Here is a 25275-nt window from a genome sequence, read left to right on the forward strand (position 1 = left end):
GACGAACGTCATGCAGCGCTCCGATTCACTCTCAGCCGGGGCACTGCCGCCAGTAGCTCGCGCGTGTAGGGGTGCTGTGGGTCGGTGAGAACCCTCGTCACCTCTCCCTCCTCGACGATGCGTCCGTGGCTCATCACGAGGACCTCGTCGACCAGGTGCTGCACCACGCCGAGATCATGAGAGATGAACACCAGGGACGTCCCTGTGCTGCGGACGAGCTGATCGAGAAGATCGAGGATCTCGGCCTGGATGGAGACATCCAGTGCCGAGACCGGCTCGTCGCACACAAGCACCGCCGGCCTGAGGGCCAGCGCCCTGGCGATGGACACTCGCTGACGCTGTCCGCCGGACAGAGCGCGGGGCATGGCGGTGAGCAGTTCGGCGTCGAGGTGCGTCGCGCGCATCACCTCCTCGACGCGCGTGGCCCGCTCCTGAGCGTTGAGCACGCCGCGGAGAGGCTCGGCGATGAGTTCGCCGACGTTGTAGCGAGGGTCGAATGAGCCGAGCGGGTCCTGGGATACGAACTGGACCGCCCTTCGGTCGGTGATGTCGGCTCCCCATGGGCGCCCGTTCACAAGCACCGTGCCTGCGTCCGGCCGTTGGAGGCCGAGGAGGACGCGGGCCAGGGTGCTCTTGCCCGACCCGGACTCCCCCACGATGCCGACCTTGCGCCCGCGGCGGACCACCAGGCTTGCGCCATCGACGGCGGCGAGGCTCCCACCCTGGGGCAGGCTGAAGCACTGTCGCACGTCCGTGGCGCTCAGCACGACGGGGTCGCCGTGCTCCGGACCGTGCTCAGGGGCCGGGCCCGACGGGTCAGGCACGAGGCCGAGCCGCTGACCGCGGGTGGCTGCGGATGGGATCGCCCGCAGGAGCTGCCTGGTGTATTCGTGCTGCGGATGGGCCAGCACGCCGGCCGTCGGGCCCTGTTCCACCACGGACCCGTCGCGCATGACCAGGATCCGGTCGGCAAGCTGCGAGACCACCGCAAGATCGTGCGAGATGAACAGGATCGCGGTGCCCTCCTCTCGGAGGCGACGCAGCAGCGTCAGGATCTGGGCCTGGACGGTGACATCCAGGGCGGTCGTGGGCTCGTCCGCGATAAGGAGCTCGGGACGCCCGGCCACGGCGGACGCAATCAGTGCCCGTTGGCGGAGCCCTCCGGACAGCTGGTGCGGGAACTGGTCGGCGCGTCGCTCCGGGTCGGGGAACCCGACGCTGTCGAGGGCCTCGATCACCGCGCTGCCCACCTGATGTCGGGGCACCGTGCGGTGGACACGGATGACCTCGCCCACCTCACGACGCACCGTCCGCAGCGGGTCCAGCGAACTGAGGGCGTCCTGCAGCACCAACCCGATGTGCCGGCCGCGCACCGAGCGCCATTGGCGCTCTGTGAACGTGCGCGCATCGCGGCCCAGCACGCTGAACTCGTCGGCCGTGATGCTCGCCCGTTGCCCTGTGAGCCCGACGAGGGTGCGGGCGGTGACGGACTTGCCGGAGCCCGACTCCCCCACCACCGCCACCACCTCGCCCCGGCCTATCGAAAGGTCGATGCCCCGGACGGCGTGCACTGTCCTTCGACGGGTTTCGAAGGTGACGTTGAGGTTGCGGAGCTCGATCAGGGCGTTCATCGGTTGCGCCTCTCGTATGCGGTCTGGAGGTGGCGGCCCAGCCCGGTGGCCGCGATGACGACTGCGGTGAGGGCGAGGCCGGGGAACACGCCGGTCCACCAGGCCTGGCGCAGGTAGGCACGCGATTCCGACAGCATGAGCCCCCACTCGGCGGTGGGAGGCTGCGGGCCGAGTCCGAGGAAGCTGAGGCTCGAGGACCCGATGATCGCACCTCCGAAGCCGATGGTGATCATCACCGGGAGCGCGCCGAGCGCGTTGGGCAGGACGTGCCTGAACAGACTCCGGGTCCGCGAGACGCCGAAGGTGGCGGCCTGTTCCACATAGCCGGAGGCGGTGGCGAGCCGTACGTTGCCGCGGATGATGCGCGCGTACTTGGGCAGCCCTGCCACGCCGAGGGCGAGGACGAGGTTGAGCGTGCCTCGGCCGGTGAAGGCGATCATCAACAGTGCGAGGAGCACCTCGGGAAAGGCAGCCACGACGTCGACGAGTCGAGACACCGCCTGGTCGATCCACCCCCTGGCCACGCCGGCCAGCGCCCCGAACGACACGCCGAGCAGCACCGCAACGAGCGTGGCTCCCAGCCCGATCAGAACCGAGTGTCGGGCACCGTAGATGATGCGCACCAGGACGTCGCGGCCCTGGATGTCGGTGCCCACGGGATGGGCGAGGCTGGGCGGTTGGTGGGCCGCCAGAGGATCAGCGGCGAGCGGGTCGCCCGAGGTGAGGAGCCCTGGCGCGACCACCGCCACGAACGTGAGCGCAAGTACGGCTGCGGCGAGGATGGCGTCCCACCGGATCCTGAGGCCGAAGGAGCCCAACCTGCGGAGCGTGACGGGGCGGGAAACGGGAAGCGTCTGGCTGGTCATCTGGACACTCCCGCCGCGACGCGCGTCCGGGGGTCCACTGAGAGAGCAACGATGTCGGCAGCCGTGGAGGCCACGACGAACGCCGCCGTGCTGACGAGTGCGACGCCGAGGATCAAGGGGATGTCCTTGACCGTGACCGCGTCGACGGCCAGCTGGCCGAGGCCGGGGCGGCCGAAGACCTGCTCGACGATCACGGCCCCGCCGAGCAGCGACCCGACGATGAGACCGAGGAGATGGATGGCTGGCATCGCGGCGTGCCGGAGCGCGTGGCGGGCCCGGGCAGCGAACTGCGAGATGCCCCGCGAGCGCGCGGTGGTGATGAACGGCTGCTCCATTGCCCGGTCGATTCCCTCAACCAGCACCTGGGTGAGGTAGGCACCGATGGGCAGAGCGAGGGATGCCGCGGGCAGCACGAGGGCCTGCCAGCTGCCCTGCTCCACTATGGAGAACCAGCCGAGCTGGAAGCTGACTCCCCACAGCAGAACGATCGCAAGCCAGAACGGGGGCGCTGACAGCAGCACCAGCTCGACCGTCCCTGCGACGCGACGAAGGCCAGGTATCGCTGCTGTCGTGGCCACGGCACCGACCACCGCGAGGACGATAGCCGCAACCGCGGCGACAGCCGTGAGCTGCAGCGTCGGGCCGATGCCCGCGGCGATCAGGTCGGCGACCGGCCGGCGCAGGGTGTACGAGATCCCGAGGTCACCGCTCGGTATGCGGGTGAGGTAGGTGAGGTACTGCACCCATACCGGCTGGTCGAGTCCCCATCGGGCGATCGTCTGAGCCCTGAGCTCAGGGTCGTTGCGGTTCTCTCCGAGGAGCAGTGAGACAGTGTCGCCGGGAGTGAGCTGAACCGCGATGAAGGTCAGCGTGACCGCGACCCACAGGACAAGGACCGCGGCGAGGAGGCGATGCAGGATGAGCCAGGCGAGGCTCCTCCCTGCGCGTCGGCGTCCGGTGGCCCGGTGCACCGCGGTCATGCGAGGGCCTCGCGCCGGGTCGCGGGCGACAGCCAGGCAGCGCGCAGGTCGTCGATCCCCTCGACAGGCCGTGGCTCCCCCCAGAGCAGCGCGCCTGTGCCACCCAGCCCGACCGCCGCGAGGATCTCGGGTGGCAGGGTCCCGGTGGCGAGCAGTCTGCGGCCGAGCTCGAACAGGCGTGGGTAGTCGGCCACCGCCGCGGAGCCTGGAGCAAGATGGGCGCGCTGTTGCAGGTCCAGCGCAGTGAGTACGGCGAGCAGCTCGAGATCCGCGACGGAGGGTGTGTCTCCCACCAACCACAGCCGCCCGTCGAGCGACGCCTCGAGCCTGCCGAGGCGGGCGTAGAAGAGGCGAAGCGCCGCGGTGCGCGTGTCCGGGTCCTCGGCGAAGACCGCGTCCTCCAGACCGGCGACCAGGTCGTTCCGGATCTGATCGACGACCACGTCGACGCGTGCGGCCTGCTCTGCGGGATACCACGGGGTCCCCCAGGCGACCCGGCGTGAGAGCGGCGCCGGGTCGGCGCGCACAGGGACGGCGTCAACGACGACGAGAGGGTCTCCGGTCGGGTCATCGACCCAGTCGATCAGCTCACCGCGCCCGGTGACGGTCAGGGTGGCGGCGGTCGCGCGTCCCCGCAGACTCGTGGGGTCGATGCGCACCCTTGCCCCTGGCGGCAGGGCGCCGGTGGCGTCCTCGCCGGGCTCGGGCGGGCTGCTGGCGATGGGCCTCAGTTCTGTGATGTCCACTGCTTCCTCCTCGTGGTGGCCAGGGAAGGCCCAGACCACCTCTGGTTCCTGGTAGGCGATCGGCGTCGTCGACGCCGGGTCGATGACTCGGTAGGTGAAGGCGAAGAGCCGCTGGCCTGAGTCGACGACCGCGGTCTCGAACTCGGGCCTTCGGACAAATCCGTAGCGCTGGTACAACGCGTGCGCTGCGGTCATCTGCGGGCTGGAGCGCAGCTCGAGTCCCGCGTACCCGAGCGCGCTGGCCAGGGCGACGCTGTGGTCCACCAGTGCCCAGCCGACCTGGAGCCCGCGCCCCCGGGGTCCGACTCCCAGCACATTGAATGTGAACTGGCGGCCCCGGTGGTGCTGCGGCTTCGGCGTGAGGACGGCTCCGAGCAGGCCCGCGGAGTCGGACACGACCCACACGTGGGAGACGGCGGCACGGCCCGCGACGTCAGCCAGGTGCTCCAGATAGCGCGGGGTGACCCAGCAGCCGGCTGTGAACGCCTCCTGGAGGAGGGCGCCGATGCGACAGAACTCGTCGGTGCGCGCAAGCCGCAACTCACGCCCGTCGCCGAGTTCCCACCGCAGCAGGTCCTCCGGAATGTGGGTGGTGTCCTGTCCGTTCATGGCCTCAGTTCCTCGATGGTTGGTCCGTCACGCCTCAGTCGGCGAAGTGCCACAGCTCGTAGCTGCCGCCACCGCCGGGGCCGGAGTACAGCGGCGATCCGCCAAGGGCATCTCGCCCGTGAGGCTCTCGCCATGCGGCCAGGGACTCCTCGGGAGTCGGCAGCGGTGCGTCGCCGACGAGGAGGCTGCCCTCGAGATAGTCCCCCGACGGCCCGGGGACCAGCCCGAGGAAGTACAGCTCCCGGTCATCCACGAGTCCCTGGGAGAACAGGTCGCGTGCGTAGGCCCACAGGCTCGGGAAGTCCTGCACCCGCGCCGTGTTCTCCTCGCCGAAGATCCGCGCGATCCCCGGGCGATAGCCTCGCTCGAAGCTCGAGAGCGTCACGAAGAGGCGGATGTCGGAGTCGGTGAGCTGGTCGCCGAACAGGTATCGGCGTGAGGCAAGGCGGAAGTCGAAGTCGGCGAGTCGTGCCTCGAACACTGTCTTCGCCGCCCGGGCGGCCTCGGGGTTGGTGGCGAAGATGACCTTGTACGTGCCGTTGTTGACGTCGTCGAAGATCTGCTGGTTGAGCAGATCGATCTCTGCGCGGAGGGCCTCCGGGTACAGGTCCGGGGCACCAGCCCGGTGGAACGGTGCCCAGGCAGTCTCCCAGTCAAGGCTGAGCGGGTGGTAGTTGTTGGTCACGACGGTGCCGGTGACGGAGTCGATGACGGTCGGCGAGGTGCCTCGGCCACGGAAGTCGGGATCGGTGCGGCGGTAGAAGTCGTTGAGAAGGTTGCTGCCGAAGCGCTGGGCGAGATCGTTGCCGCTGGGGGCGATGCGCCACCCCTGATCATCGCGGCCCGTGAGCAGCACGAAGGGGACGACCTCGGTCAGGCCGAGCAGCCGGAGCGTGATGAGCTGGCGGCGGTTCCAGCCGCACCCGGGGTTGCCCAGCAGCAGGTAGCGCCCGGCCTCAGGGATCACCCTCCCTTCGCCCTCGCCGAACCGCGCGGTGAACCAGTTGCGTTGGCGCCGGAACGCGCCGTCGGGCGTCTGCTCGACATTGGTCTCCGGGAACGAGGCGGTGGAGACGCGCGCCGGTCGGGAGCGCACGTCATTCTCGAGATCATTGGTCAGGGTGGACATCGGTACTCCTTGGTTTGTCAGGCGATGGGCTGAGGGATGGGATCGGGATGTGTGAGCCGGCGTCTGAGACCGGCCGCGTACGCGGAGCGGGCCTCCTGTGGCCCTGCACCGCCGGGCGAGTGCAGGCGGTTCGGATCGAAGGGCTCGACGGCCTGCGGAATGAAGCGATGCCCGTCGGTGAGGATGAATCGCAGGTTGCGCAGCGAGGAAAGGTCAGCTGTCGGGTCGCCGTCGACGACGATGAGGTCCGCTGCGTAGCCCTGCGCCAGTACTCCGGTGCGGCCCGCCAGCCCGACGGCGGCCGCGGCACGCGACGTGGCCGACAGGAGCACCTCGGTGATTGGCAGACCGGCCTCGTGGAGCTGTTCGAGCCCGTGGATGAAGGCGCTGGCTGGGATCACGGCACCGATGTCGTGACCGGTGACCAACCGGACGCCGTGGCGGTACAACTCGCCTGCCCGAGGAGCAATCGTCTCGCCGGCCACGGCGGGCCAGGACGGCGGGCTGCAGACGTCCACGAAGGTTCCGTTGCGGGCCAGCTCGTCGGCGAGCTCACTGTCGAATGCCGTGCGCCCTTCCTTGTCGACGAAGCTCGCGTGGGCGATGTAGTCGAACCCGGCACGGACAGCACGTCGGATTCCCTCGGTGCCGTGTGCATGAGCTGCGGTGTGGTGTCCGAGGCGGTGGGCCTCCTCCACCACCGTGCGAAGCTCCTCCTCGGTGAACTGCGCGTTCCACGGGGCGGTGCCCGCGGTCATGAACCCTCCTGTGGCCATCACCTTGATGACGTCGACGCCTGCCTTGTGGTGGGCCCGCACCTCGGCTCGGATCTGGCTCAGGGAATCGACCTCCGCTCCGTTTCGCCAGGCATGTCCGCCCGTCGTGGTCAGCTGCGGCCCCGCGGCAACGATCCTGGGACCCGCGAGGATCCCGGAGGCGATCGCGTCCCGGAGCGCGACGTCCGCATAGTGGGGAGACCCGAGGCTCTGCACTGTTGTCACGCCGAGGGAGGCGAGCTGACGGGCCATGGCGGCCGACGACAGCGCAGTGAGGGCCACCTCCCGGTCACCTTCGGGCCGGGGGTCAAGACGCGGGGCGTACGAGCCAAGGTGCGCGTGCGTCTCGATGAGGCCGGGAAGGATCGTCGCGCCCGGATGGTGGACGGCCTGCTCCGCCCAGCGGTGAGGCAGGTCGGAGGCGGGACCGACCCAGACGATGCCGTCGCCGTCGGTGACGACTGCCCCGTCGATGATGGTTGCGGCACCCGTGGCGGGAAAGACCCTCGAGGCGATGATCACGTGGCTCTCACGCGGGGCAGCCGGATCGACATCACGGAGAGAATGGGCATATTCGGGCATGCCGAAGTCCTTATCTGAGGAAATGAATGCGTCGCCACCCAGGGTCCGCAATTCGGCCGGCAAAAGGGCACGTTGCATTCGTGACGCAATGGGGGTGACTCAATAACGCCCGGCAGGGGGCGCAGGTGGTCTGTCAGGACCTAGCAGATGGCTGCGGGTGCGAGACCCGGCCGGCGTACAGCGGTGTCAGTGGCTGCGTGCGGGTCAGCAGAAGCGACAGCAACAGCGGCAGGGGCTCATTCGCATGACGAAGGACGCGGCGGCCGAGCGACCGTGCATGCTCTCGTTCATGGGTTTCCCTTCAAGTGGCTGTACGGGAAACCTAGCAGGAAGGAACCGGGAACGCAACGCCCGTCTCATTGATGGAAAAGAAATGGGGCTCTTCACGATCGAGGGTAAAGCGGCTCATCGCACATGGGGGTGCAGGTGTGGTCTGAAACCGCCGGCTTCGAGCAGACTCCGCGCGATGTACTGGGTGAGGTTCCCGAAGCCGAGGGCCTTCCAACACCCACCGCAGCCCACGCCGGGACTACCGGATGGGCGGTGAGAGACTCCATCATCGGGAGGCCTCGGCCCTCAACCGCGCACCGACGCGACCACACTGACACGGATCGGAGGGGGTTCGGTCGGTGCTTCAGCCGGTGGGGCGGAAGTTGATGGAGGTGGTGTCCATGATCCAGCCTCGGGTCGGCTGCTTCTCGGGTGGAGGATGATCGGGTGGGGGTATCTCGTCGGGGATGTCGCGTTCGATGGGCAGTCCGTGGCGGTTCGTGAACCTGAGTCCGGTCGGAGTGCCCGGATCGCCGGTGATAGTGAACTCTCCCTGGTGGTGTTCCCGGTGATGCCTGGAACACAGCGAGATCAGCGTGTCCATGTCCGTGGAACCACCCTCTGACCAGTGGAACAGGTGGTGGTTCTCCAGGAACCCGGTCACGGTGCAGCCGGGGAACCGACAGCCCCCGTCGCGGTCCTCGATCAACCGGCGGGTGCGTTCGGGCACGATCCGCATACTGCGCCCCACGGAGACGGGTTTCGCTTCCTGGGTCCAGACGGGCTTCAGGGTCCCGTCGCAGGTCAGCTTCTTCATCAGCCGTGACGGTAACGAGCCACGTTTGTTGATCCAGCCGTTGCCGTCGGCGTCGAGGTGGACAAGGACGCGGTAGTGCTCTCGACGCGACGCCGGCGCGGCCTGGTGCAGGCTGCGGGATGCGCACTCCACGAGCCCGTCCGCCAGCGTGGCGTCGGGGTCGCCGGCGGTGAACAGGGCGTCCTTGGCTTCCCGAATGGCCTGTTCCACCAGGGCCCCGTCCAGGGGGTTCGCGTCGAACCGCAGCACGAACCGGCCATCGGTCAGACTCATCTGCAGTCTCGGTGCGTCATCGACCGGCGCCACGGGCTCGGGAGGATCCTCGACCGGTCCCGGGGTGCCGGGCTCGAACAGGTACTTCGGCAACACGCGGCGTAGCTGGGACACGGTCGCGGCCTGCACGAACTCGGTGACCGATTCGGCCTACTCGGCCGGCACATGGCGCGCCACGACGACCAACCGATCAAGACTCACCGTCCCCCGCGCCAGCCGGGCCTCCAACCCAGGGAAGTCGCCCTTCCGACGCGCCACCGCCACGATGTCGGCGGCGCGGGAGGGTGAGACGGCGGTCATCAAGTGCAGCCAATGCTCAGGGGATCTGATCCCGCCACCGGACCAGCAGTTGGTCTCCAGCACCTCGACCATCAGATCCACCAGATCGGCATTCAGCTGGGCGACCTGGCCCGCGATGACGCCAGCACGACGGGAGGCAACCTCCCACGCGTCCGCTCCGGCGTCACCCAACGAATCCATACTTAATCATACACCCGTACGAATCCAGGGAGAAGGGTTCTCACCCCCGAAAACCGTTCAAAGTCCGGCCGGTCCGGCAGTCGCCCGGGTGGGCGGCGCCTACCTATTGCCGAGGTCGGCTCTCAGATCAGGCCGAAGGCGGCGATGGCGTCAGCGACCTTGGTGAAGCCGGCGATGTTGGCGCCGACGACGTAGTCGCCGGGGGCGTCGTACTCGTCGGCCGTCGCGGCGCACGTCTCGTGGATGCCCTGCATGATCTCCGTCAGGCGGGCCTCGGTGTGCTTGAAGCTCCACGAGTCGCGCGACGCGTTCTGCTGCATCTCCAGGGCCGACGTGGCGACGCCGCCCGCGTTCGCCGCCTTGCCTGGCGCGAACAGCACCCCGGCGGCCTGCAGGGTGCGGATGCCCTCCGGCGTGGTGGGCATGTTGGCGCCCTCGGCCACCGCGATGACGCCGTTCTTCACGAGCGCGGCGGCCTGCGGCCCGTTGAGCTCGTTCTGCGTCGCGCAGGGCAGCGCGACGTCGACGGGGACGTCCCAGATGGAGCCGCGGTCGGAGAACGTCGCGGAGTCACGCAGGTCGGCGTAGTCGGCGACGCGGCCGCGCTCGACCTCCTTGATCTGCTTGAGCAGGCCGACGTCGACACCTGCCTCGTCGACGACGTAGCCGCTGGAGTCGGAGAAGCCGACGACCCTGCCACCGAGCTGGTGGACCTTCTCGATCGCGTAGATCGCGACGTTGCCGGATCCGGAGACCGTCACGCGCCTGCCCTCGAAGGAGTCGCCGCGGGTGGCGAGCATCTCGCTGGCGAACACGACGGTGCCGTAGCCGGTGGCCTCCGTGCGGACCAGCGATCCGCCCCAGGCCAGGCCCTTGCCGGTCAGCGTGCCGGACTCGTAGCGATTGGTGATGCGCTTGTACTGACCGAACAGGTAGCCGATCTCGCGACCGCCGACGCCGATGTCGCCCGCCGGCACATCCGTGTACTCGCCGATGTGGCGGTACAGCTCCGTCATGAACGACTGGCAGAACCGCATGACCTCACCGTCGGAGCGGCCGCGGGGGTCGAAGTCGGAGCCGCCCTTGCCGCCGCCGATCGGCAGCCCGGTCAGGGAGTTCTTGAAGACCTGCTCGAAGCCGAGGAACTTGATGACGCCCAGGTAGACGCTGGGGTGGAACCGCAGGCCGCCCTTGTAGGGGCCGAGCGCGGAGTTGAACTCGACGCGGAAGCCGCGGTTGATGTGGACCTCGCCCTTGTCGTCGGTCCACGGCACGCGGAAGATGATCTGCCGCTCCGGCTCGCAGATCCGCTCCAGCATCTTCATGTCCAGGTACTCCGGGTGCCGCTGCACCACCGGCGCGAGGCTGTCGAAGACCTCACGCACGGCCTGATGGAACTCGGCCTCCCCGGGATTTCGGCCGATGACCTCCCCGTAGATGGCCTCCAGCTGGTCGAGCGCGGTGGACTTCGTGAACATGTAACTCCTCGGGGTTGGACATTCGCCGCCACACTACTGGGGTCGCGGTGATCCCACTAGCATCGGGCCATGACGACCACCCGCCGTGGGATCTCCGCCGACCAGCTGCTCGCCGGCCCTCGCGGCCGCAGGATGCTGCTCGACTTCGCCCAGGAGTTCGGGAGGGAGGCCGACGTCGCGGACAGGCACCCGCTCGGCTCCGCCGCCTTCGACGCCAGCTATCGACTGGCGAAGCTGGCCGGCCGGTCCGTCACGCGATTCGGATGGCCGCCCGTGGACCCGGAGGAGATCCCGTCGGCCATGCCGGCAGACGTCGCCGCCGCGCTCGAGACCTCGCCCCTGTCGACGCCCACCCCCCAGCTGCTGCGGTCGTGCCTGGCCAGCTCCGTCGACGCGGCCATGTACTGGCAGGGGCCGGACGGCGACGACCTGCTGTGCGCGGACCCGGCCGTAAGGGAGGCCCTGCGACGCGTTGCGGACCGGCTGTGCGCCGCGCCCGGGTCCGCCTGGCTGGCCGGGGGCTTCGAGCCCGGGCGGCAGGTGATCCTGGACTGGCAGGAGGCGCAGGATCCGCCGCCCCGCCCGGCTGTCGCGGTGCTGGCGACGTGGCGCGACGCGGTCTCGGAGGAGGAGGCCGTGGCCAGGCGAGAGCGCCCGGCAGACCCGGCCGCGAACTGGACCGGCGAGTGGTGGTCGACTCCCCCGCACGGGCTGCCCGTGACCTGCGGGGAGCTGTTCGACGCAACCCCGTCGGGGTTGTGGTTCGTCGAGGACGCCCTCGGGTGGGACCGGGCCACCGCGCGGCACGTGGCGCTCCCCCTCGACGCACGCGTCCTCGAGATCGACGGACCCGGAGACTGGGCGTCGCTCTGCCGCGCGTACCCCTTCGAGGTCACCGCCCTGCGGCGCCACGACTGGTACCGCGCCACGGGCGGTGTCCTCGAGCCGGGGTGGGCGGGGCGCTGGCTGGTCCCGGACTGGGCCGCGGTCGCCGAGCACTACGACGCGGTGCACCTGAGCTACGCCGGGTACCTGTCCGCGGCCGGACGGGCGATCCCCGTCGAGGGAGCCGTGCCGGGTGATCCCGCCTGCAGCCTGATCGCGGGATGGAACCCGGACGCCACCTACTGGCTCACCGACCTCACGGACATCGACGGCGAGGCCGTCCCATGGCGCCGCGTGGAGGACGACGACGGCGACCAGGGCTGGGTCTAGCGCTCCCTGGCTCTGCCGCCCGACGCGACGCCGCGGACCACCAGCGCCGCTGCGAGGTCGTTCGACGTGCGGATCGCGCCGACGAACAGCGGGATCAGGACGCTGAGCAGCGACCTGGTCCGCTGCACCGGGCCGCCGTCCAGGCGGGCGCCGCGCGACCGCTGGGCCTGGCGGATCTGATCGAGGCGTGCGGTCAGCGTCGGGATGAACCGCACGGCGATCGTGACGACGAGGACCAGCTGCGTCGGCAACCGGGACGCGCGGGCCAGCGCGATCGCCCGCTCCGCGTCGAACCGCGCCAGCGCCCACAGCGTCCACGTGAGCATGGCCAGCAGCCTCAGCACCAGCGACGCGGCGTAGGCGAGCGGGTTGGTCGCGAAGGTCGGGGGCAACAGGTAGCCGAAGACGCCGATCAGGGCGACGAGCGGGAGGATCGGCAGCAGCGCCGACCGGAGGCGCGACGCCCCGCCGGCGGTCAGCGCGAGCGCGACCAACCCCGCCACGAGCATGGCGCCAAGAACCTGCCACGAGCTCAGCAGCGCCAGCGCGACGACGACCACGAGCAGGGTCGCGGCGACCAGCCGCGGGTCCCAGGGGCGCCGGGTGGGTGCGACCTCGGCCCTCGCGGTCCCGGCCTCCGGGGCCGACTGCGCGGGGGCGGTCAGGGTGACGACGCGGGTGGCCAGCGAGGCGAGCTCCTCGTCGTGCGTGACGAGCAGCACCGCCGCTCCCCCGGCGGCCGCGGCGGCGATCGCGCGAGCGACGGCGTCGAAGGAGGCGGCGTCCAGGCCGGCGGTCGGCTCGTCGAGGATCAGCAGGTCCGGGCCGGCAGCGAGCGCCGAGGCGACGGCCACCAGCTGTCGCGCCGAGCGGGACAGCCGCATGGGATGCAGCTCCGCCTCGCCGGCCAACCCGAGCGCGGCCAGCGCCCGGTCCACGCGCGCCCTGACCTCGTCGGGCGTGGCACCCTGACAGCGGGCGGCGTAGCCCGCCTCCTCCCGCACCGTCGAGGCGAACAGCTGCGCGTCCGGGTCCTGGAAGACCATCGCGACGAGACCATCGACGCGCACGGCGTCGCCGCCGTCGAGCAGGCCGGCGAGGCAGCGCGCGAGCGTGGACTTGCCCGACCCGTTGTCTCCCCGCAGCGCGACGACCTCGCCGCGCGCCACGGTCAGGTCGGCGCCGGACAGCGCCCGGACCCCGTTCGGGTAGGTGAAGTCGAGTCCCGACACGCGCGCGACCGGGGCACCCGGGTCTGCTGCGGAGGGCAGGGCGAGCCGCTCCCGCAGGCCGCCGGCCGCGGGGACCCGCAGGCCGAGGCCCCGGCACCGGTCCGCGTCGACGTACAGCCGCCCGGGCGTCCCGTCGTAGGCGACGCGGCCACTGCTGAGGACGATCACGCGGTCGGCCGCCGCCGCGACCACCGGATCCTGCGTCGTGACGAGCGACGAGACGCCGGCCAGCGCGTCGAGGACCGAGCGACGCCCCTCGGCGTCCAGCTCGGAGGTGGGGTCGTCGAGCACGACCAGGTCGGCGTCCCGGGCGAGCGCCCCCGCGATCGCGACGCGCTGCACCTGGCCTCCGCTGAGCTGCCCGGTGAGACGATCCTCAAACCCGGCCATGCCGACGCGTGCCAGCGCCGCGGCGACGGCCGTCTCCGCCACGTCGGCCGGTAGCCCATACCCCACGTCGTCGCCGACGCGCGGCTCGATGAGCGCGGCGGCCGCGTCCTGCGGGACGAAGCCCACGACGTCGGGCCGGTCCACGCGACCGGCGACGGCGGCGGGCGTCAGGTCGGGAATCAGCCCCACGACGGTCCGCGCGAGGGTACTCTTCCCGGCACCGGCGGCACCCAGGACGACCACCGACCCGCCAGCGGCCAGCTCGACGGTCACGTCATCCAGCGCGCGGGCGTCGTCGAAGTCGACCGTGAGGCCCTCGACCAGGGTCACTTCGTCGGCGTCTCCGCGAGCCCCGCCGCCGCGAGTGCCCTGGCGACGAGCACGCCGACGGCGACGTTCGCGGCCGCCCCGACCAGCAGGGGCACGAGCGACCCGATGAAGAAGCCCCAGCCGAACATCGGGACGAGCACCAGCGGAGCGACGACCGCGTTGACGACGACGGCCACGACCACGCCGAGCCATAGGTTGACGCGGCGCGCGAGCCAGCCGCCGGCGAGCACGGCGACGACCATCATGGCCGCCACGATCAGGTGCACCGGCACCGTCAGGGGGAACCCGCTCGTGGCGGCGGTGAACAGGTGGCCGAGGAACGAGACGAGCGCCGCCTCGGGCATGGTGAACGCGAAAGCGGCGACGAAGGCCGGGGCCGCGTCGAACGCGACGGTGCCGACGGGGCTGGGGATCTTGATCAGCGCCCCGACGGCGCTGAGCGCGATGAGGATCGCGACGCGGGCGATGCGCACGGCGGGGGCGACGGGTCGGTGGGTGGTGGCAGTGGTCATGTCAGTCCTGATCTGGATGGGTGTAGGTGAGCATGGACGCGAGGCCACCCTGGCCGTCGGCGCCCGTGGCGAGCCGGAAGCGGTCGCCGCGCAGCAGGGTGACGACGTCCTCGACGATCCGCCCGGAGGCGGCGCTGCCGATCCGGCGGACGCGCAGGAGCGGGGCTCCGGTCCTGCACCCGAGGACGGCGGCCGCCTCGTCGTCGGCGACGACCGCTGTCAGCTGCTCGCGGGCGACGACGGGGGCGAGCCCCAGTCGCGCCAGCTGGGCGTAGAGGGAGCCGTGGGCGACGGCCTCGACGTCGAGGTCGACGTCCCCGGGGACCAGCGAGGTCTCGTAGGACACCGTCGTGGCTGCGACGTCCCTGGTCCGCCGGAGCACGGTGACCTCTCCGGTCATCGGTCCCCCTGCCGGTGCGGGTGCCCGGTCCACGGACAGCAGGCGCACCGTCGAGGTGAGGCCGTGCCGGGACAGCTCCTGCGACAGGCCGGAGGCGACGGTGGCGGGCGCCTGGGAGACGAAGGTGCCGGCCCCCTGGCGCCGCGTGACGAGGCCCTCGTCAGCGAGGTCGGCGAGCACGTGACGCAGCAGGGTCCGGGTCACGCCGAGCTGGTCGGCGAGCTCGCGCTCGGGAGGCAGTCGGGTACCCGGGGCCAGGCCGGCCACGCGCAGCCGGATGCGCTCGGCCGCGCGACGGGACTCGTGATCGGAGGTCAATTGGTTCATATTGGTTCGAACCATACTCCGGTGCCGCCCCGACGCGACGGCGGGGTGCCGATCAGGCGGCCGGCTGTGGCTCCGGGGTGTTCTTGGCCGCCAGCTGGCCGCAGGCGCCGTCGATGTCCTGGCCCCGCGTGTCGCGCAGGGTCACGGGCACGCCGCGGCGCTCGAGCGTCTCGATGAACGCCTTCTCGTCGGCCTTGCGCGACGCCGTCCAGCGCGATCCCGGCGTCGGGTTCAGCGGGATGAGGTTGACGTGCACCCAGCCCCAGTCGCCGCGGCGCTTGAGCACCTGGGCGAGGAGCTCTGCGCGCTCGACCTGATCGTTGATGTCGCGCATCATGGCGTACTCGATCGAGACCCGGCGCTTGGTCGCCTTCGCGTACTCCCACGCGGCATCGACGACCTCGTCGACCTTGTACCGGTTGTTGATCGGCACGATCTCGTCGCGGAGCTCGTCATCGGGGGCGTGCAGCGACACGGCGAGCGTGAGCGGCAGCCCCTCCTCGGTGAGCTGCTGGATGCGGGGCACCAGGCCGACCGTGGAGACCGTGATGCCGCGCGCGCTCATGCCGAACCCGTTGGGCCCGGGCTCCAGGAACGTTCGGATGGAGCCGAGCACCTGACGATAGTTGGCGAGCGGCTCCCCCATGCCCATGAACACGATGTTGTTGAGACGACCGGTGGTGCCGGGCACGGCGCCCGCGGCCAGCTGCTGGTCTGCCTTGAGCACCTGGGCGACGATCTCGGCCTGCGACAGGTTGCGCTTGAGGCCGCCCTGGCCGGTGGCGCAGAACGGGCATGCCATGCCGCAGCCCGCCTGCGAGGAGATGCAGAGCGTGGTGCGGTGCGTGTAGCGCATCAGGACCGACTCGAGCAGCGAGCCGTCGAACAGCTTCCACAGCGTCTTGACCGTGCGACCGTCGTCGGTGGCGCGCTGGGTCACCCTCTCGAGGAGCTCGGGGAACAGCTGCTCGCCGAGCTCGCCGCGGATCGCGGCCGGGATGTCGGTGAAGCGGGTGGCGTCGTCCTCGAGGCGGTCGAAGACGTGGCGGGAGATCTGGTCTGCACGGAACTTCGGGAGCCCGAGGCGGACGGTGGCGTCGACGCGCTCGTCGTGCGTGAGGTCGAACCAGTGGCGCGGCGGCTTACCGCGCATGGGCGGGTCGAAGACGATGGGCAGCATGGTGCCGGTCATGAAAAACTCAGGCTCTCCTCGGGAGGTTCCGCCGAACGGCGACAAGCCATTGTACGCGAGGAGCCCCGGAAGGCCGCATCGTCGAGGCCGGTCAGCCCCCGAGCGCCAGGTAGAGCACCAGCCAGCCGACGGGGACGGCCACCAGCATCGAGTCCAGGCGGTCCATCACGCCGCCGTGGCCGGGCAGGAAGTTCGACATGTCCTTGATGCCGGCGTCGCGCTTGATGAGCGACTCGACGAGGTCGCCGACGGTGCCCGCGAGGCTGCAGAGGATACCGAGGACCAGGCCGGCCCACCACGAGGTGCCGAGCAGGAACACGCCCATCAGCGCGCCGACGATCGCCGAGAAGGCGACGCCGCCCGCGAAGCCCTCCCATGTCTTGCTCGGGCTGATGGCGGGGGCCATCTTGTGGCGCCCGGTCAGGACGCCGACGGCGAAGGCACCCGTGTCGGAGGCGATGACGCAGCAGATCACGGCGAGCATCCTGAGCCGTCCGTCGTCGGGAGTCATCAGCAGGGGCATGAACACGCCGAGCATGGGGATGTAGGCGATGATGAAAGCGCTGGCGCTGACATCGCGGATGAAACCCTCGGCGCCGCGGAACAGGCGCGCGACGAGCGAGGCCAACAGGGTGGCCGCAAGGCATATCACCACCCAGGCGATCGGGACGATGCCGATGTCCCAGCGCGAGAAGAAGTACCCGCCGAGCACCGATGCCACGGTGCCGATGGCGATGGGCACGACCTCGGCCTTCATCCCCTTCCGCAGCAGGGCCCGGTGGATCTCGATCGAGGCAAGGCACAGGCCCAGCGCGACGACGGCCACGAAGAACCACGGCGCCCACAGCAGGCCGACGGCGACGGCCAGGAAGATACCGACGCCCACGCCGATGGCCGCCGGGAGGTCCCGGCCGGCCTTCGGCGTGGTGGTGTGCGTCGGGGAATCGGTCATCTCAGACCTCGGAGAGCTCGGCTTCCTTGTTCTTGAGGACCTCGTCGACGCTCTCGACGTACTTCTTGGTGGAGGCGTCGAGGGCCTTCTCGGCGCGGGTCAGGTCGTCCTCGCTGATCTCGCCCTCCTTCTGGGCCTTCTTCAAGGCGTCGATGGCGCCACGGCGGGCGTTGCGGACGGCGATCTTCGCGTCCTCGGCCTTGCCCTTGGCCATCTTGATGTACTCCTTGCGGCGCTCCTGGGTCAGCTGCGGCATCACGATGCGCACGGCGTTGCCGTCGTTGCTCGGGTTCACGCCGAGGTCGGCGTCACGGATGGCCTTCTCGATCGCGCCGATGGCGGAACGGTCGAAGGGGGTGATCAGCAGCGAGCGGGGGTCGGGCGACGTGAAGCTGGCAAGCTGCTGGATCGGGGTCGGCGCGCCGTAGTAGTCGGCCGTGAGCTTGTTGAACATCGCGGGGTGGGCGCGGCCGGTGCGGATGGTGGCCATGTCCTCGCGGGCGTAGTCGACGGCCTGCTGCATCTTGGCGGCCGCGTCCTTCGAGATGGTGTCGATCATGAGATCTCCTTGGGTTTCGACCGTCAGGTCAGCGGGTGAGGATGGTGCCGATGGGCTCACCGGCGACCGCGCGGGCGATGTTGCCGGGCACGGAAAGGTTGAAGAAGACCATGCGCAGGTCGTTGTCGCGGGCCAGCGAGATGGCCGTCGCGTCGGCGACCTTGAGGTTGGCCGCGAGGAACTGGTCGTAGGTCAGGGAGTCGAACTTGACAGCGTCGTCGTGGACGTTCGGGTCCTTGTTGTACACGCCGTCGGCGCCGCGCTTGCCCATCAGCAGCACCTCGGCCCCGATCTCGAGCGCGCGCTGGGCCGCGACGGTGTCGGTCGAGAAGTACGGCATGCCGGAGCCGGCGCCGAAGATGACAAGGCGGCCCTTCTCCATGTGGCGCTCGGCGCGGCGCGGGATGTAGGGCTCGGCGACCTGCGCCATGCTGATGGCCGACTGCACGCGGGTCTCGATGCCCTCCTTCTCGCAGAAGTCCTGCAACGCGATGGAGTTCATCACGGTGCCGAGCATGCCCATGTAGTCGGCGCGGTCGCGGGCCATGCCGTTGGTGGATAGCTCCGCACCGCGGAAGTAGTTTCCTCCGCCCACGACGACCGCGACCTGGGTGCCGGACCGGACCACGTCGGCGATCTCCTTGGCGATGGCGGCGACGACCAGCGGGTCGACGCCGAGCTTGCCACCCCCGAACTCCTCGCCGGACAGCTTCAACAACACTCGCTGGTATGCCACCAGTACTCCTGAACTTCGGTTGTGGTCAGACATGGCACGTGCGCCGTAGCCCGAAGGCCACGGCGCACGTAACTCTACTTCACTTGGGGTGGGTGACGCTCACTCACCGATGGCGAAGCGAACGAAACGCACCACCTTGGTGGAGCCGTCGTTGAGCGCGTCGCCGACGGTCTTCTTGTCCTCCCAGACCGCGGCCTGGTCGACGAGCACGACGTCCTTGAAGAAGCCGCCGACGCGGCCCTCGACGATGCGGACGAGAGCCTTCTCGGGCTTGCCCTCCTCGCGGGCGGTGGCCTCGGCGATGCGACGCTCGCTCTCGACGAGGTCGGCCGGGACGTCGTCACGGTTCACCCAGCGGGGGGACATCGCGGCGATGTGCAGCGCGGTGGAGTGCACCAGGTCCTCGTCGCCCTCGAACTCGACCATCACGCCGACCTGCGGGGGCAGGTCCGCGGCGCGGCGGTGGAGGTAGAGGTGCGAGTTGGGGCCGAAGTTGGCGACGGCGGCCAGCGAGAGGTTCTCGCCGATCTTCGCGCCGAGGTGCTTGACGGCGTCGATGACCTTCTCGCCGGAGGCGAGGGTGGCATCGTTGGCGGCGTCGATGTCGGACGCGCCGGCGGCGGCGACCGCGTCGACGATCTGGTCGGCCAGGCCGACGAACTCGGCGTTCTTCGCGACGAAGTCCGTCTCGGCGGCGAACTGGATCAGGACGCCGTCGCGGCCCGCGACGATGCCGTTGGTGGCCTCGCGGTCGGCGCGCTTCGCGGCCTTGGCGAGACCCGAGATACGCAGGCCCTCGACGGCCTTCTCGAAGTCGCCGTCGGCCTCGACGAGGGCGTTCTTGGCGTCCATCATGCCCGCGCCGGTGGCGTCGCGGAGCTTCTTCACATCAGCGGCAGTGATTGCCATGTGTCGGTTCTTCCCGTCTTCTCGAGTGTGGAGATCAGTTGGCTTCGGTGGCCTCGGCGGCGGGAGCCTCGGCAGCGGGAGCCTCGACGGCCTCGACGGCCTCGGTCAGCTCGGCGGCCTGGGCGTCGGTGGCCTCCTCGGCGACCTCGGCGGGAGCCTGGTCGGCGCCAAGGAGCTCGCGCTCCCAGTCGGGCATGGGCTCGGCCTGGGCCTCGTCACCGGACTTGCCGGCGGAGCGCTCGATGAGGCCCTCGGCGACGGCGTCGGCGATGATGCGGGTCAGCAGGGCGACGGAGCGGATCGCGTCGTCGTTGCCCGGAACGGCGTAGTCGACCTCGTCGGGGTCGCAGTTGGTGTCGAGGATGCCGACGACCGGGATGTTCAGCTTGCGGGCCTCGTCAACGGCGAGGTGCTCCTTCTTGGTGTCGACGATCCACACGGCCTGCGGGGTCTTGGCCATGTCGCGGATGCCGCCGAGGGTCTTGTCGAGCTTGGTGCGCTCGCGGTCGAGCTGCAGGAGCTCCTTCTTCGTCAGGCCGCTGGAGGCAGCGGTGTCGGAGTCGAGGGCCTCGAGCTCCTTCAGGCGCTGGATCCGCTTGGTGACGGTGTGGAAGTTGGTGAGCATGCCGCCGAGCCAACGCTGGTTGACATAGGGCATGCCGACGCGGGTGGCCTGCTCGGCGATTGCCTCCTGGGCCTGCTTCTTGGTGCCGACGAACAGGACCTGTCCGCCGCGGGCGACGGTGCTCTTGACGAACTTGTACGCCTTGTCGATGTAGGTCAGCGACAGCTGCAGGTCGATGATGTAGATGCCGTTGCGCTCGGTGAAGATGAATCGCTTCATCTTGGGGTTCCAGCGACGGGTCTGGTGCCCGAAGTGGACGCCGCTCTCGAGCAGCTGACGCGTGGTGACGACGGCCATGGCCGTTCCTTTCGTAGGTTCTTGCCTGATGCGCCCGTCCGCCGCACCCGCCGTTGCGGGACCCTGCGACGGCCGACGGTCTCCCGTGCAGCGCATGCGTTGTCAACCCGTGCGGGTTGCGACCGCCCATCTTACGCCCGCGACCTCGCGGGCGACAAACCGCGGGTACCCTGCCCTGTCCACAGGCGGCACGCTCCTCGACGCGCGACGGCCCGGTTCGGTCATCACTGTCATATGCGACGTCTCCTGCTGCTCCTCGTCACCGTCCTCGCGCTCCTTTCCGGCCCTCGCCCGGCCCAGGCAGAGGGCCTCAGGCTGACCCGTCCGGTGGACGGCGAGGTGCTGCGAGCCTTCGACGACGTGGGCCGCTATGCGGCGGGGCATCGGGGAGTCGACCTGGCCGGCGAGGTCGGCCAGAGCGTGACCGCGGGCGCCGCAGGCACCGTGTCCTTCGCGGGCACCGTCGCCGGGACGGCCACGGTCTCGGTGGACCACGGCAACGGCTGGCGCACGACCTATCAGCCCGTGCGGGCCGCGGTATCGGCAGGGACGGTGGTCGCGGCGGGCGAGGTCATCGGCACGCTGCTGGCCGGGCACTGCCCGCGGGCCTGCCTGCACTGGGGGCTGACGGACGGGGCGGACTACGCGGACCCGCTCGGCTACCTCGACGCCCCGGTCGTCGCGCTCCTCCCCCTCGGGGCCTCGCCGCCGACGCCCCGGACCATCGGGCCCGCGCGCTCCTCGCCGGGCGGGCTGCCCGTGCAGGGGCGGATCACCTCACGCTTTGGGATGCGGGTGCATCCGATCACCGGCGTGACATCACTCCACGACGGCTCCGACATCGCCGCGGACTGCGGCACGGCGGTGGTGACCCCGTGGGCGGGGACGGTGACCCGGACACTCTGGAACCCGGCCTACGGATGGCGGGTGTTCGTCGACCACGGCACCGCTCTGGTGACCGCCTACAACCACCTGCCCGGTATCGAGGTGCAGGTGGGGCAGCGGCTCGGCACCGGAGAGCGGCTCGGCAGCGTCGGGACGACGGGCCTGTCGACGGGGTGCCACCTGCACTGGATGGCCTGGCGGGATGGGCAGCTGATCGACCCGCTCACCCTGTGACCCTCAGGCCCGGGGATGCGCCTGGCGGTAGGCCTGGTTGAGCCGCTCGGAGGTGACATGCGTGTAGATCTGGGTGGTGGCGACCGACGCGTGGCCGAGCATCTCCTGCACGCTGCGCAGGTCCGCGCCGCCCTCCACGAGGTGTGTCGCCATGGCGTGCCGAAGGGCGTGCGGGCCGACCCCCTCCCCCGGTCCGGTGGCGGCGTGCACGACTCGGCGGGCGACCCGCGGGTCGAGGGCGCCGCCGCGCTCACCGAGGAAGACCGTGTCGGGGCTGGCCGGGCCGGCCAGCTCCGGCCGCCTCACCAGCCAGGCCTTCAGCGCAGCAAGGGCCGGCGCACCGAGCGGGACGGTGCGCTCCTTGCCCCCCTTGCCCAGAACCATGACGGCGCGCCGCTCGCCGTCGACGTCGCGCAGCCGCAGCCCCACCAGTTCGGAGACGCGCAGCCCGCTCGAGTAGAGGATCTCCAGCAGGGCGGCGTCGCGCACCGCGATCGCACTGCCCTCCTCCACCGCGCGAACCTCGGCGCCGTCGAGCACCTCGGCCATGGTGTCGGCGGACAGCACCTTCGGCAGGCGCCCGCCCCGCTTCGGCGCCTTCAGGCGGGCCGCGGGGTCGGCCGCCACATATCCCTCTCGGGCGGCCCACGCGAAGAACCCCCGCACGCACGCGACGCGACGCTGCACGGTGGCGGGCGCGGCCTCGGCGTCGGCCATCGCCGCGAGCCAGCCGCGCAGCCCCCCCAGCGTGACAGCCGACGGCGGCACCGCCACCTGCGCGGCGAGGTCGGTGAGGTCGGAGGCGTAGGCGCGCACGGTGTGCACGGACAGTCCCCGCTCGGCCGTCAGGTGGGAGCGGTACTCGTCGATCAGGGCGTCCCAGCCGGGCGCGAGGTCCATGCCGCCCAGTCTGGCCCGGACCCACCGCAAGCGGGGCCACCGCCACGCGGTGCGGCATACTTGACCACTGTTGTAGACGAGCAGGAGGACGCCGCATGAGCACGCAGCCGGATCTGACCAAGGGCGGCAGGATCCTGCCCATCACACGGTGGGGCACCCCTGTGATGCACCAGCAGACCGAGCCCGTGACCGAGTTCGGCGAGGATCTCCACACGCTGGTGCGCGACATGTTCGCGACCATGCGCGCCGCCGAGGGCGTCGGACTGGCCGCGACGCAGGTCGGCGTGGGGCTGGCCGTGTTCATCTACGAGTGCCCCGACGGCGACGACCGGATCCGCCGCGGCGTGGTCTGCAACCCGGTGGTCACCCTCCCCGAGGGCAGGGACCGCAACCTCGACCCGTCGGAGGAGGGCTGCCTGTCGTGGCCGGGCGGCTACCAGAGCGTCCCCCGCCCCGACCTGTCCACCTGCACCGGCCAGGACGCGTTCGGCAACGACATCACGATCGACGGCACCGGGCTGCTCGCCCGCTGCCTCCAGCACGAGACCGACCACCTGAACGGCACCGTCTTCGGCGACCGCCTCTCGGCGCGTTCGCGCCGCAAGCTCGACAGCCAGGTCGAGGAGCTGGCCTGGCGCTACCCGGACGACTGGCCCGTCTCCCCCAAGGCGAAGGCCGCCACCCCGCCCGGCTCAACCGAGCCGCAGGCCGAGCCCACCCCGAAGGGCCCGCAGCGCCGCTGACCCGTCCGGCACGGGCGTCGCGACCGCCTCCACCATCACTTATCTAGTGGTTACTTGGTAAACTCGCCCTCATCGCCAACGAGGGCGAGCTGACAAGGGAGAGCGCCGTGACGACGAACCGTGCGACGAACGACCGCCTGCTGTACGGGGCGGCCTACTACGAGGAGTACCTGCCCTGCGACCGAGTCGAGGCGGACGCCGGCATGATGCGCGACGCCGGCCTGAACGTCGTGCGCATCGCAGAGTCCACCTGGAGTTCGCTCGAGCCGCAGCCCGGGGTCTTCGACCTCAGCCACGTCGACAAGGCGCTGGAGACCATGGCGGCTGCCGGGATGAAGGTCATCGTCGGCACCCCGACGTACGCGGTGCCGGCCTGGCTGGTCGCCTCGCACCCCGAGGTGCTGGCGGAGACGTCCCGCGGTGAGGCGCGCTACGGCGCCCGCCAGATTATGGACATCACCTCGCCGGCGTACCTGTTCCACGCCGAGCGCGCGATGCGGGCCCTGCTGAGCCACGTGGCGGACCACCCCGCGGTCATCGGCTTCCAGGTCGACAACGAGACCAAGTACTACGACACCGCCTCGGTCGGGGCGCAGAGGGCCTTCGTCAAGCACCTGAAGGCCCGCTTCGACGGCGACCTCGGCGCCCTGAACGACGCGTTCGGCCTGGCCTACTGGTCGAACCGCGTGGATGCCTGGGAGGACTTCCCGGATGTCCGCGGCACGATCAACGGCTCGCTCGGGGCCGCGTGGGACGAGTTCCGCCGCTCGCTGGTGGACAACTTCCTGGGCTGGCAGGCCGGCATCGTGCGCGAGTACGCGCGCGAGGACCAGTTCGTGACGCAGAACTTCGACTTCGACTGGGCGCCGGGCTGGTCCTACGGGCTGCAGCCCGCCGTGAACCACTTCACCGCCGCCCGCACGGTCGACCTGGCGGGCGTCGACATCTACCACCCGACACAGTCGCAGCTGACCGGGCGCGAGATCGCGTTCGGCGGCGACATGACGCGCTCGATCAAGGGCGGCGCGAACTACCTCGTGCTCGAGACCCAGGCGCAGGGCCAGATGGGCTGGCTCCCCTACCCCGGCCAGCTGCGGCTGCATGCCTACAGCCACCTCGCGAGCGGGGCCGACGGCGTCATGTACTGGCACTGGCACTCGCTGCACAACTCCTTCGAGACGTACTGGAAGGGGCTGCTGTCTCACGACTTCGAGACCAACCCCACCTACGACGAGGCCGCCGTCGTCGGGCGCGAGTGGGCCGAGCACTCGCCCTCGCTGCTGCACCTGCGCAAGGCCAACCGCGTCGCGGTGATGGTGAGCAACGAGGCCCTCACGGCGCTGAAGTGGTTCACGCTCGAGACGGGCTTCCCGGAGTTCGCCGGGCCGTCGGCGACCTACAACGACGTGCTCCGCTGGGTCTACGACGCGCTGTTCGACCTGAACGTCGAGGTGGACTTCGTCCCCGTCGACGCGGACCTCTCGACGTACGACGTGCTGCTGACTCCGGCGCTGTACACGGCGTCGGAGGAGACGCTCGCCTCGCTGCGGGCCTTCGTCGAGCGCGGCGGCCACCTGGTCTCGACGCTCCGCACGGCAGTGGCCGACGAGCACGTCAAGGTCTGGCACGACCGGGCGCCGCACGCGCTGACGGACGTCTTCGGCATGACGTACAACCAGTTCACCAGGCCCGACGGGGCGCTGATCGCCCCCGGCGCGGCGCTCGCACCGCTGGTCGACGGCGCCGATCAGGCGGCCGGGAGGCTGCTGGAGCTGCTCGTGCCGCGGGGCGCCGACGTCCTGGCCGGTTACGACCACCCGGCGTGGTCCGACTACGCCGCGGTCACGCGCAACCGGTTCGGCGACGGCACCGCTACGTATGTGGCGACCGTCACGTCGCCGGAGGTGCTGCGGGGCGTCCTCGAGCTGGTGCTGCGTGAGGCCGGGCTGTGGTCCTGGCCGCAGGACCTGGCGGGGACGGTCACCGTCCGGCGCGGGACCAACGGCCGCGGCCGCGAGATCACCTATCTGCTGAACTACTCCGGCTCCCCGGTGACGATCGACTCCCCCGTGGCCGGCACGACGGTGCTGGACGGCGTCGAGATCGCCGAGGGCGCGCCCGTCACCGTCGACGCCTGGGACCTGGCGATCATCGAGTCCTGACCCCGGTGGTCCATGCCATGCCCCGTGCGCCCCGCGTC

Annotated in this window: 23 protein-coding genes; 4 read left to right on the forward strand and 19 right to left on the reverse strand. The window is 70.5% G+C overall.

The features are described from left to right. Positions 1 to 8: 8 nt before the first annotated feature. The 9 genes from KDB89_RS08990 to gdhA form a co-directional block, all read right to left on the reverse strand. A complete protein-coding gene (locus tag KDB89_RS08990; RefSeq protein WP_219080320.1) occupies positions 9 to 1631 on the reverse strand; it encodes a dipeptide ABC transporter ATP-binding protein in 1623 nt (540 codons plus the stop codon). Then, positions 1628 to 2497, reverse strand: coding sequence for an ABC transporter permease (locus KDB89_RS08995; RefSeq protein ID WP_219080322.1), 870 nt, complete (start codon positions 2495 to 2497; stop codon positions 1628 to 1630). The genes KDB89_RS08990 and KDB89_RS08995 overlap by 4 nt, the downstream gene beginning before the upstream one ends. Further along, on the reverse strand, positions 2494 to 3477 hold the full coding sequence (locus KDB89_RS09000; RefSeq protein ID WP_219080324.1) for an ABC transporter permease: 984 nt from the start codon (positions 3475 to 3477) through the stop codon (positions 2494 to 2496). Before KDB89_RS09000 ends, KDB89_RS08995 begins: the two co-directional genes overlap by 4 nt. Further along, positions 3474 to 4832 (reverse strand): GNAT family N-acetyltransferase, encoded by a 1359-nt coding sequence (locus KDB89_RS09005; RefSeq protein ID WP_219080326.1) that lies wholly within the window; start codon positions 4830 to 4832, stop codon positions 3474 to 3476. The genes KDB89_RS09000 and KDB89_RS09005 overlap by 4 nt, the downstream gene beginning before the upstream one ends. 34 nt (positions 4833 to 4866) lie before the next feature. Next, positions 4867 to 5961 (reverse strand): glutathione S-transferase C-terminal domain-containing protein, encoded by a 1095-nt coding sequence (locus tag KDB89_RS09010; RefSeq protein ID WP_219080328.1) that lies wholly within the window; start codon positions 5959 to 5961, stop codon positions 4867 to 4869. Between the two features lie 17 nt (positions 5962 to 5978). Continuing rightward, positions 5979 to 7319 carry an amidohydrolase family protein gene (locus KDB89_RS09015; RefSeq protein WP_219080331.1) on the reverse strand — a complete coding sequence of 447 codons (1341 nt, stop codon included), beginning with the start codon at positions 7317 to 7319 and terminating at the stop codon, positions 5979 to 5981. A gap of 634 nt (positions 7320 to 7953) precedes the next feature. Continuing rightward, positions 7954 to 8793, reverse strand: a complete 840-nt coding sequence (locus tag KDB89_RS09020; RefSeq protein ID WP_219080333.1) for an HNH endonuclease signature motif containing protein — start codon at positions 8791 to 8793, stop codon at positions 7954 to 7956. 36 nt (positions 8794 to 8829) lie between these two features. Further along, positions 8830 to 9159 (reverse strand): hypothetical protein, encoded by a 330-nt coding sequence (locus KDB89_RS09025; RefSeq protein WP_219080335.1) that lies wholly within the window; start codon positions 9157 to 9159, stop codon positions 8830 to 8832. A 122-nt stretch (positions 9160 to 9281) separates the two neighbouring features. Further along, entirely contained in the window at positions 9282 to 10637 is a 1356-nt protein-coding gene (gene gdhA, locus KDB89_RS09030) for an NADP-specific glutamate dehydrogenase (protein WP_219080337.1), read from the reverse strand. Between the two features lie 69 nt (positions 10638 to 10706). On the opposite strand from gdhA, the gene KDB89_RS09035 reads away from it, so the two are divergent. Continuing rightward, positions 10707 to 11852 (forward strand): hypothetical protein, encoded by a 1146-nt coding sequence (locus KDB89_RS09035; RefSeq protein ID WP_219080339.1) that lies wholly within the window; start codon positions 10707 to 10709, stop codon positions 11850 to 11852. On the opposite strand, the gene KDB89_RS09040 is transcribed toward KDB89_RS09035, so the two are convergent. From KDB89_RS09040 to rpsB, 9 genes are all read right to left on the reverse strand, one after another. Beyond that, positions 11849 to 13804: an ATP-binding cassette domain-containing protein gene (locus KDB89_RS09040; protein ID WP_219080341.1), complete on the reverse strand. Its 1956-nt coding sequence runs from the start codon at positions 13802 to 13804 to the stop codon at positions 11849 to 11851. The genes KDB89_RS09035 and KDB89_RS09040 overlap by 4 nt on opposite strands. Then, positions 13801 to 14316: an ECF transporter S component gene (locus KDB89_RS09045; protein ID WP_219080343.1), complete on the reverse strand. Its 516-nt coding sequence runs from the start codon at positions 14314 to 14316 to the stop codon at positions 13801 to 13803. The genes KDB89_RS09040 and KDB89_RS09045 overlap by 4 nt, the downstream gene beginning before the upstream one ends. A 1-nt stretch (position 14317) precedes the next feature. Next, positions 14318 to 15043, reverse strand: coding sequence for a GntR family transcriptional regulator (locus KDB89_RS09050; protein WP_219080345.1), 726 nt, complete (start codon positions 15041 to 15043; stop codon positions 14318 to 14320). 52 nt (positions 15044 to 15095) lie between these two features. Then, on the reverse strand, positions 15096 to 16235 hold the full coding sequence (gene rlmN, locus KDB89_RS09055; protein ID WP_219080347.1) for a dual-specificity RNA methyltransferase RlmN: 1140 nt from the start codon (positions 16233 to 16235) through the stop codon (positions 15096 to 15098). A gap of 91 nt (positions 16236 to 16326) precedes the next feature. After that, complete coding sequence (locus KDB89_RS09060) at positions 16327 to 17187, reverse strand: phosphatidate cytidylyltransferase (protein ID WP_219080349.1); 861 nt, start codon at positions 17185 to 17187, stop codon at positions 16327 to 16329. A 1-nt stretch (position 17188) separates the two neighbouring features. Next, positions 17189 to 17743, reverse strand: coding sequence for a ribosome recycling factor (frr, locus tag KDB89_RS09065; protein ID WP_219084262.1), 555 nt, complete (start codon positions 17741 to 17743; stop codon positions 17189 to 17191). A 31-nt stretch (positions 17744 to 17774) separates the two neighbouring features. Continuing rightward, positions 17775 to 18515, reverse strand: a complete 741-nt coding sequence (gene pyrH / locus KDB89_RS09070) for a UMP kinase (RefSeq protein WP_219080352.1) — start codon at positions 18513 to 18515, stop codon at positions 17775 to 17777. Positions 18516 to 18581: 66 nt separating this feature from the next. Further along, positions 18582 to 19391, reverse strand: coding sequence for a translation elongation factor Ts (gene tsf / locus KDB89_RS09075; RefSeq protein WP_219080354.1), 810 nt, complete (start codon positions 19389 to 19391; stop codon positions 18582 to 18584). A 34-nt stretch (positions 19392 to 19425) separates the two neighbouring features. Further along, a complete protein-coding gene (gene rpsB / locus KDB89_RS09080; protein ID WP_219080356.1) occupies positions 19426 to 20313 on the reverse strand; it encodes a 30S ribosomal protein S2 in 888 nt (295 codons plus the stop codon). Positions 20314 to 20547: 234 nt separating this feature from the next. Between rpsB and KDB89_RS09085 the strand changes: the two genes are divergently transcribed. Continuing rightward, positions 20548 to 21432, forward strand: coding sequence for a M23 family metallopeptidase (locus KDB89_RS09085; protein WP_219080357.1), 885 nt, complete (start codon positions 20548 to 20550; stop codon positions 21430 to 21432). 3 nt (positions 21433 to 21435) lie between these two features. Here KDB89_RS09085 and KDB89_RS09090 read toward each other — a convergent pair whose 3' ends face one another. Beyond that, complete coding sequence (locus KDB89_RS09090) at positions 21436 to 22332, reverse strand: tyrosine recombinase XerC (RefSeq protein ID WP_219080359.1); 897 nt, start codon at positions 22330 to 22332, stop codon at positions 21436 to 21438. Between the two features lie 95 nt (positions 22333 to 22427). Between KDB89_RS09090 and def the strand changes: the two genes are divergently transcribed. Further along, the gene (def, locus tag KDB89_RS09095; protein ID WP_219080361.1) at positions 22428 to 23075 is read left to right on the forward strand and encodes a peptide deformylase; all 648 of its coding nucleotides are present in this window, start codon (positions 22428 to 22430) and stop codon (positions 23073 to 23075) included. 107 nt (positions 23076 to 23182) lie between these two features. Next, positions 23183 to 25237, forward strand: coding sequence for a beta-galactosidase (locus KDB89_RS09100; RefSeq protein WP_219080363.1), 2055 nt, complete (start codon positions 23183 to 23185; stop codon positions 25235 to 25237). The last annotated feature ends 38 nt before the right edge of the window (positions 25238 to 25275 follow it).

Origin of the sequence: Tessaracoccus palaemonis (assembly GCF_019316905.1) — a bacterium.
GTDB lineage: Bacteria > Actinomycetota > Actinomycetes > Propionibacteriales > Propionibacteriaceae > Arachnia > Arachnia palaemonis.

What these genes read in the sequence shown, in the direction of transcription:
- KDB89_RS09090 (WP_219080359.1), bottom strand. Translation starts at nt 22,332, where the DNA reads ATGGACCTCGCGCCCGGCTGGGACGCCCTGATCGACGAGTACCGCTCC.
- KDB89_RS09045 (WP_219080343.1), bottom strand. Translation starts at nt 14,316, where the DNA reads ATGACCACTGCCACCACCCACCGACCCGTCGCCCCCGCCGTGCGCATC.
- KDB89_RS09025 (WP_219080335.1), bottom strand. Translation starts at nt 9,159, where the DNA reads ATGGATTCGTTGGGTGACGCCGGAGCGGACGCGTGGGAGGTTGCCTCC.
- rlmN (WP_219080347.1), bottom strand. Translation starts at nt 16,235, where the DNA reads ATGACCGGCACCATGCTGCCCATCGTCTTCGACCCGCCCATGCGCGGT.
- rpsB (WP_219080356.1), bottom strand. Translation starts at nt 20,313, where the DNA reads ATGGCCGTCGTCACCACGCGTCAGCTGCTCGAGAGCGGCGTCCACTTC.
- KDB89_RS08995 (WP_219080322.1), bottom strand. Translation starts at nt 2,497, where the DNA reads ATGACCAGCCAGACGCTTCCCGTTTCCCGCCCCGTCACGCTCCGCAGG.
- KDB89_RS09015 (WP_219080331.1), bottom strand. Translation starts at nt 7,319, where the DNA reads ATGCCCGAATATGCCCATTCTCTCCGTGATGTCGATCCGGCTGCCCCG.
- KDB89_RS09000 (WP_219080324.1), bottom strand. Translation starts at nt 3,477, where the DNA reads ATGACCGCGGTGCACCGGGCCACCGGACGCCGACGCGCAGGGAGGAGC.
- gdhA (WP_219080337.1), bottom strand. Translation starts at nt 10,637, where the DNA reads ATGTTCACGAAGTCCACCGCGCTCGACCAGCTGGAGGCCATCTACGGG.
- KDB89_RS09005 (WP_219080326.1), bottom strand. Translation starts at nt 4,832, where the DNA reads ATGAACGGACAGGACACCACCCACATTCCGGAGGACCTGCTGCGGTGG.
- KDB89_RS09050 (WP_219080345.1), bottom strand. Translation starts at nt 15,043, where the DNA reads ATGAACCAATTGACCTCCGATCACGAGTCCCGTCGCGCGGCCGAGCGC.
- pyrH (WP_219080352.1), bottom strand. Translation starts at nt 18,515, where the DNA reads ATGTCTGACCACAACCGAAGTTCAGGAGTACTGGTGGCATACCAGCGA.
- KDB89_RS09085 (WP_219080357.1), top strand. Translation starts at nt 20,548, where the DNA reads ATGCGACGTCTCCTGCTGCTCCTCGTCACCGTCCTCGCGCTCCTTTCC.
- tsf (WP_219080354.1), bottom strand. Translation starts at nt 19,391, where the DNA reads ATGGCAATCACTGCCGCTGATGTGAAGAAGCTCCGCGACGCCACCGGC.
- KDB89_RS09010 (WP_219080328.1), bottom strand. Translation starts at nt 5,961, where the DNA reads ATGTCCACCCTGACCAATGATCTCGAGAATGACGTGCGCTCCCGACCG.
- KDB89_RS08990 (WP_219080320.1), bottom strand. Translation starts at nt 1,631, where the DNA reads ATGAACGCCCTGATCGAGCTCCGCAACCTCAACGTCACCTTCGAAACC.
- def (WP_219080361.1), top strand. Translation starts at nt 22,428, where the DNA reads ATGAGCACGCAGCCGGATCTGACCAAGGGCGGCAGGATCCTGCCCATC.
- KDB89_RS09035 (WP_219080339.1), top strand. Translation starts at nt 10,707, where the DNA reads ATGACGACCACCCGCCGTGGGATCTCCGCCGACCAGCTGCTCGCCGGC.
- KDB89_RS09060 (WP_219080349.1), bottom strand. Translation starts at nt 17,187, where the DNA reads ATGACCGATTCCCCGACGCACACCACCACGCCGAAGGCCGGCCGGGAC.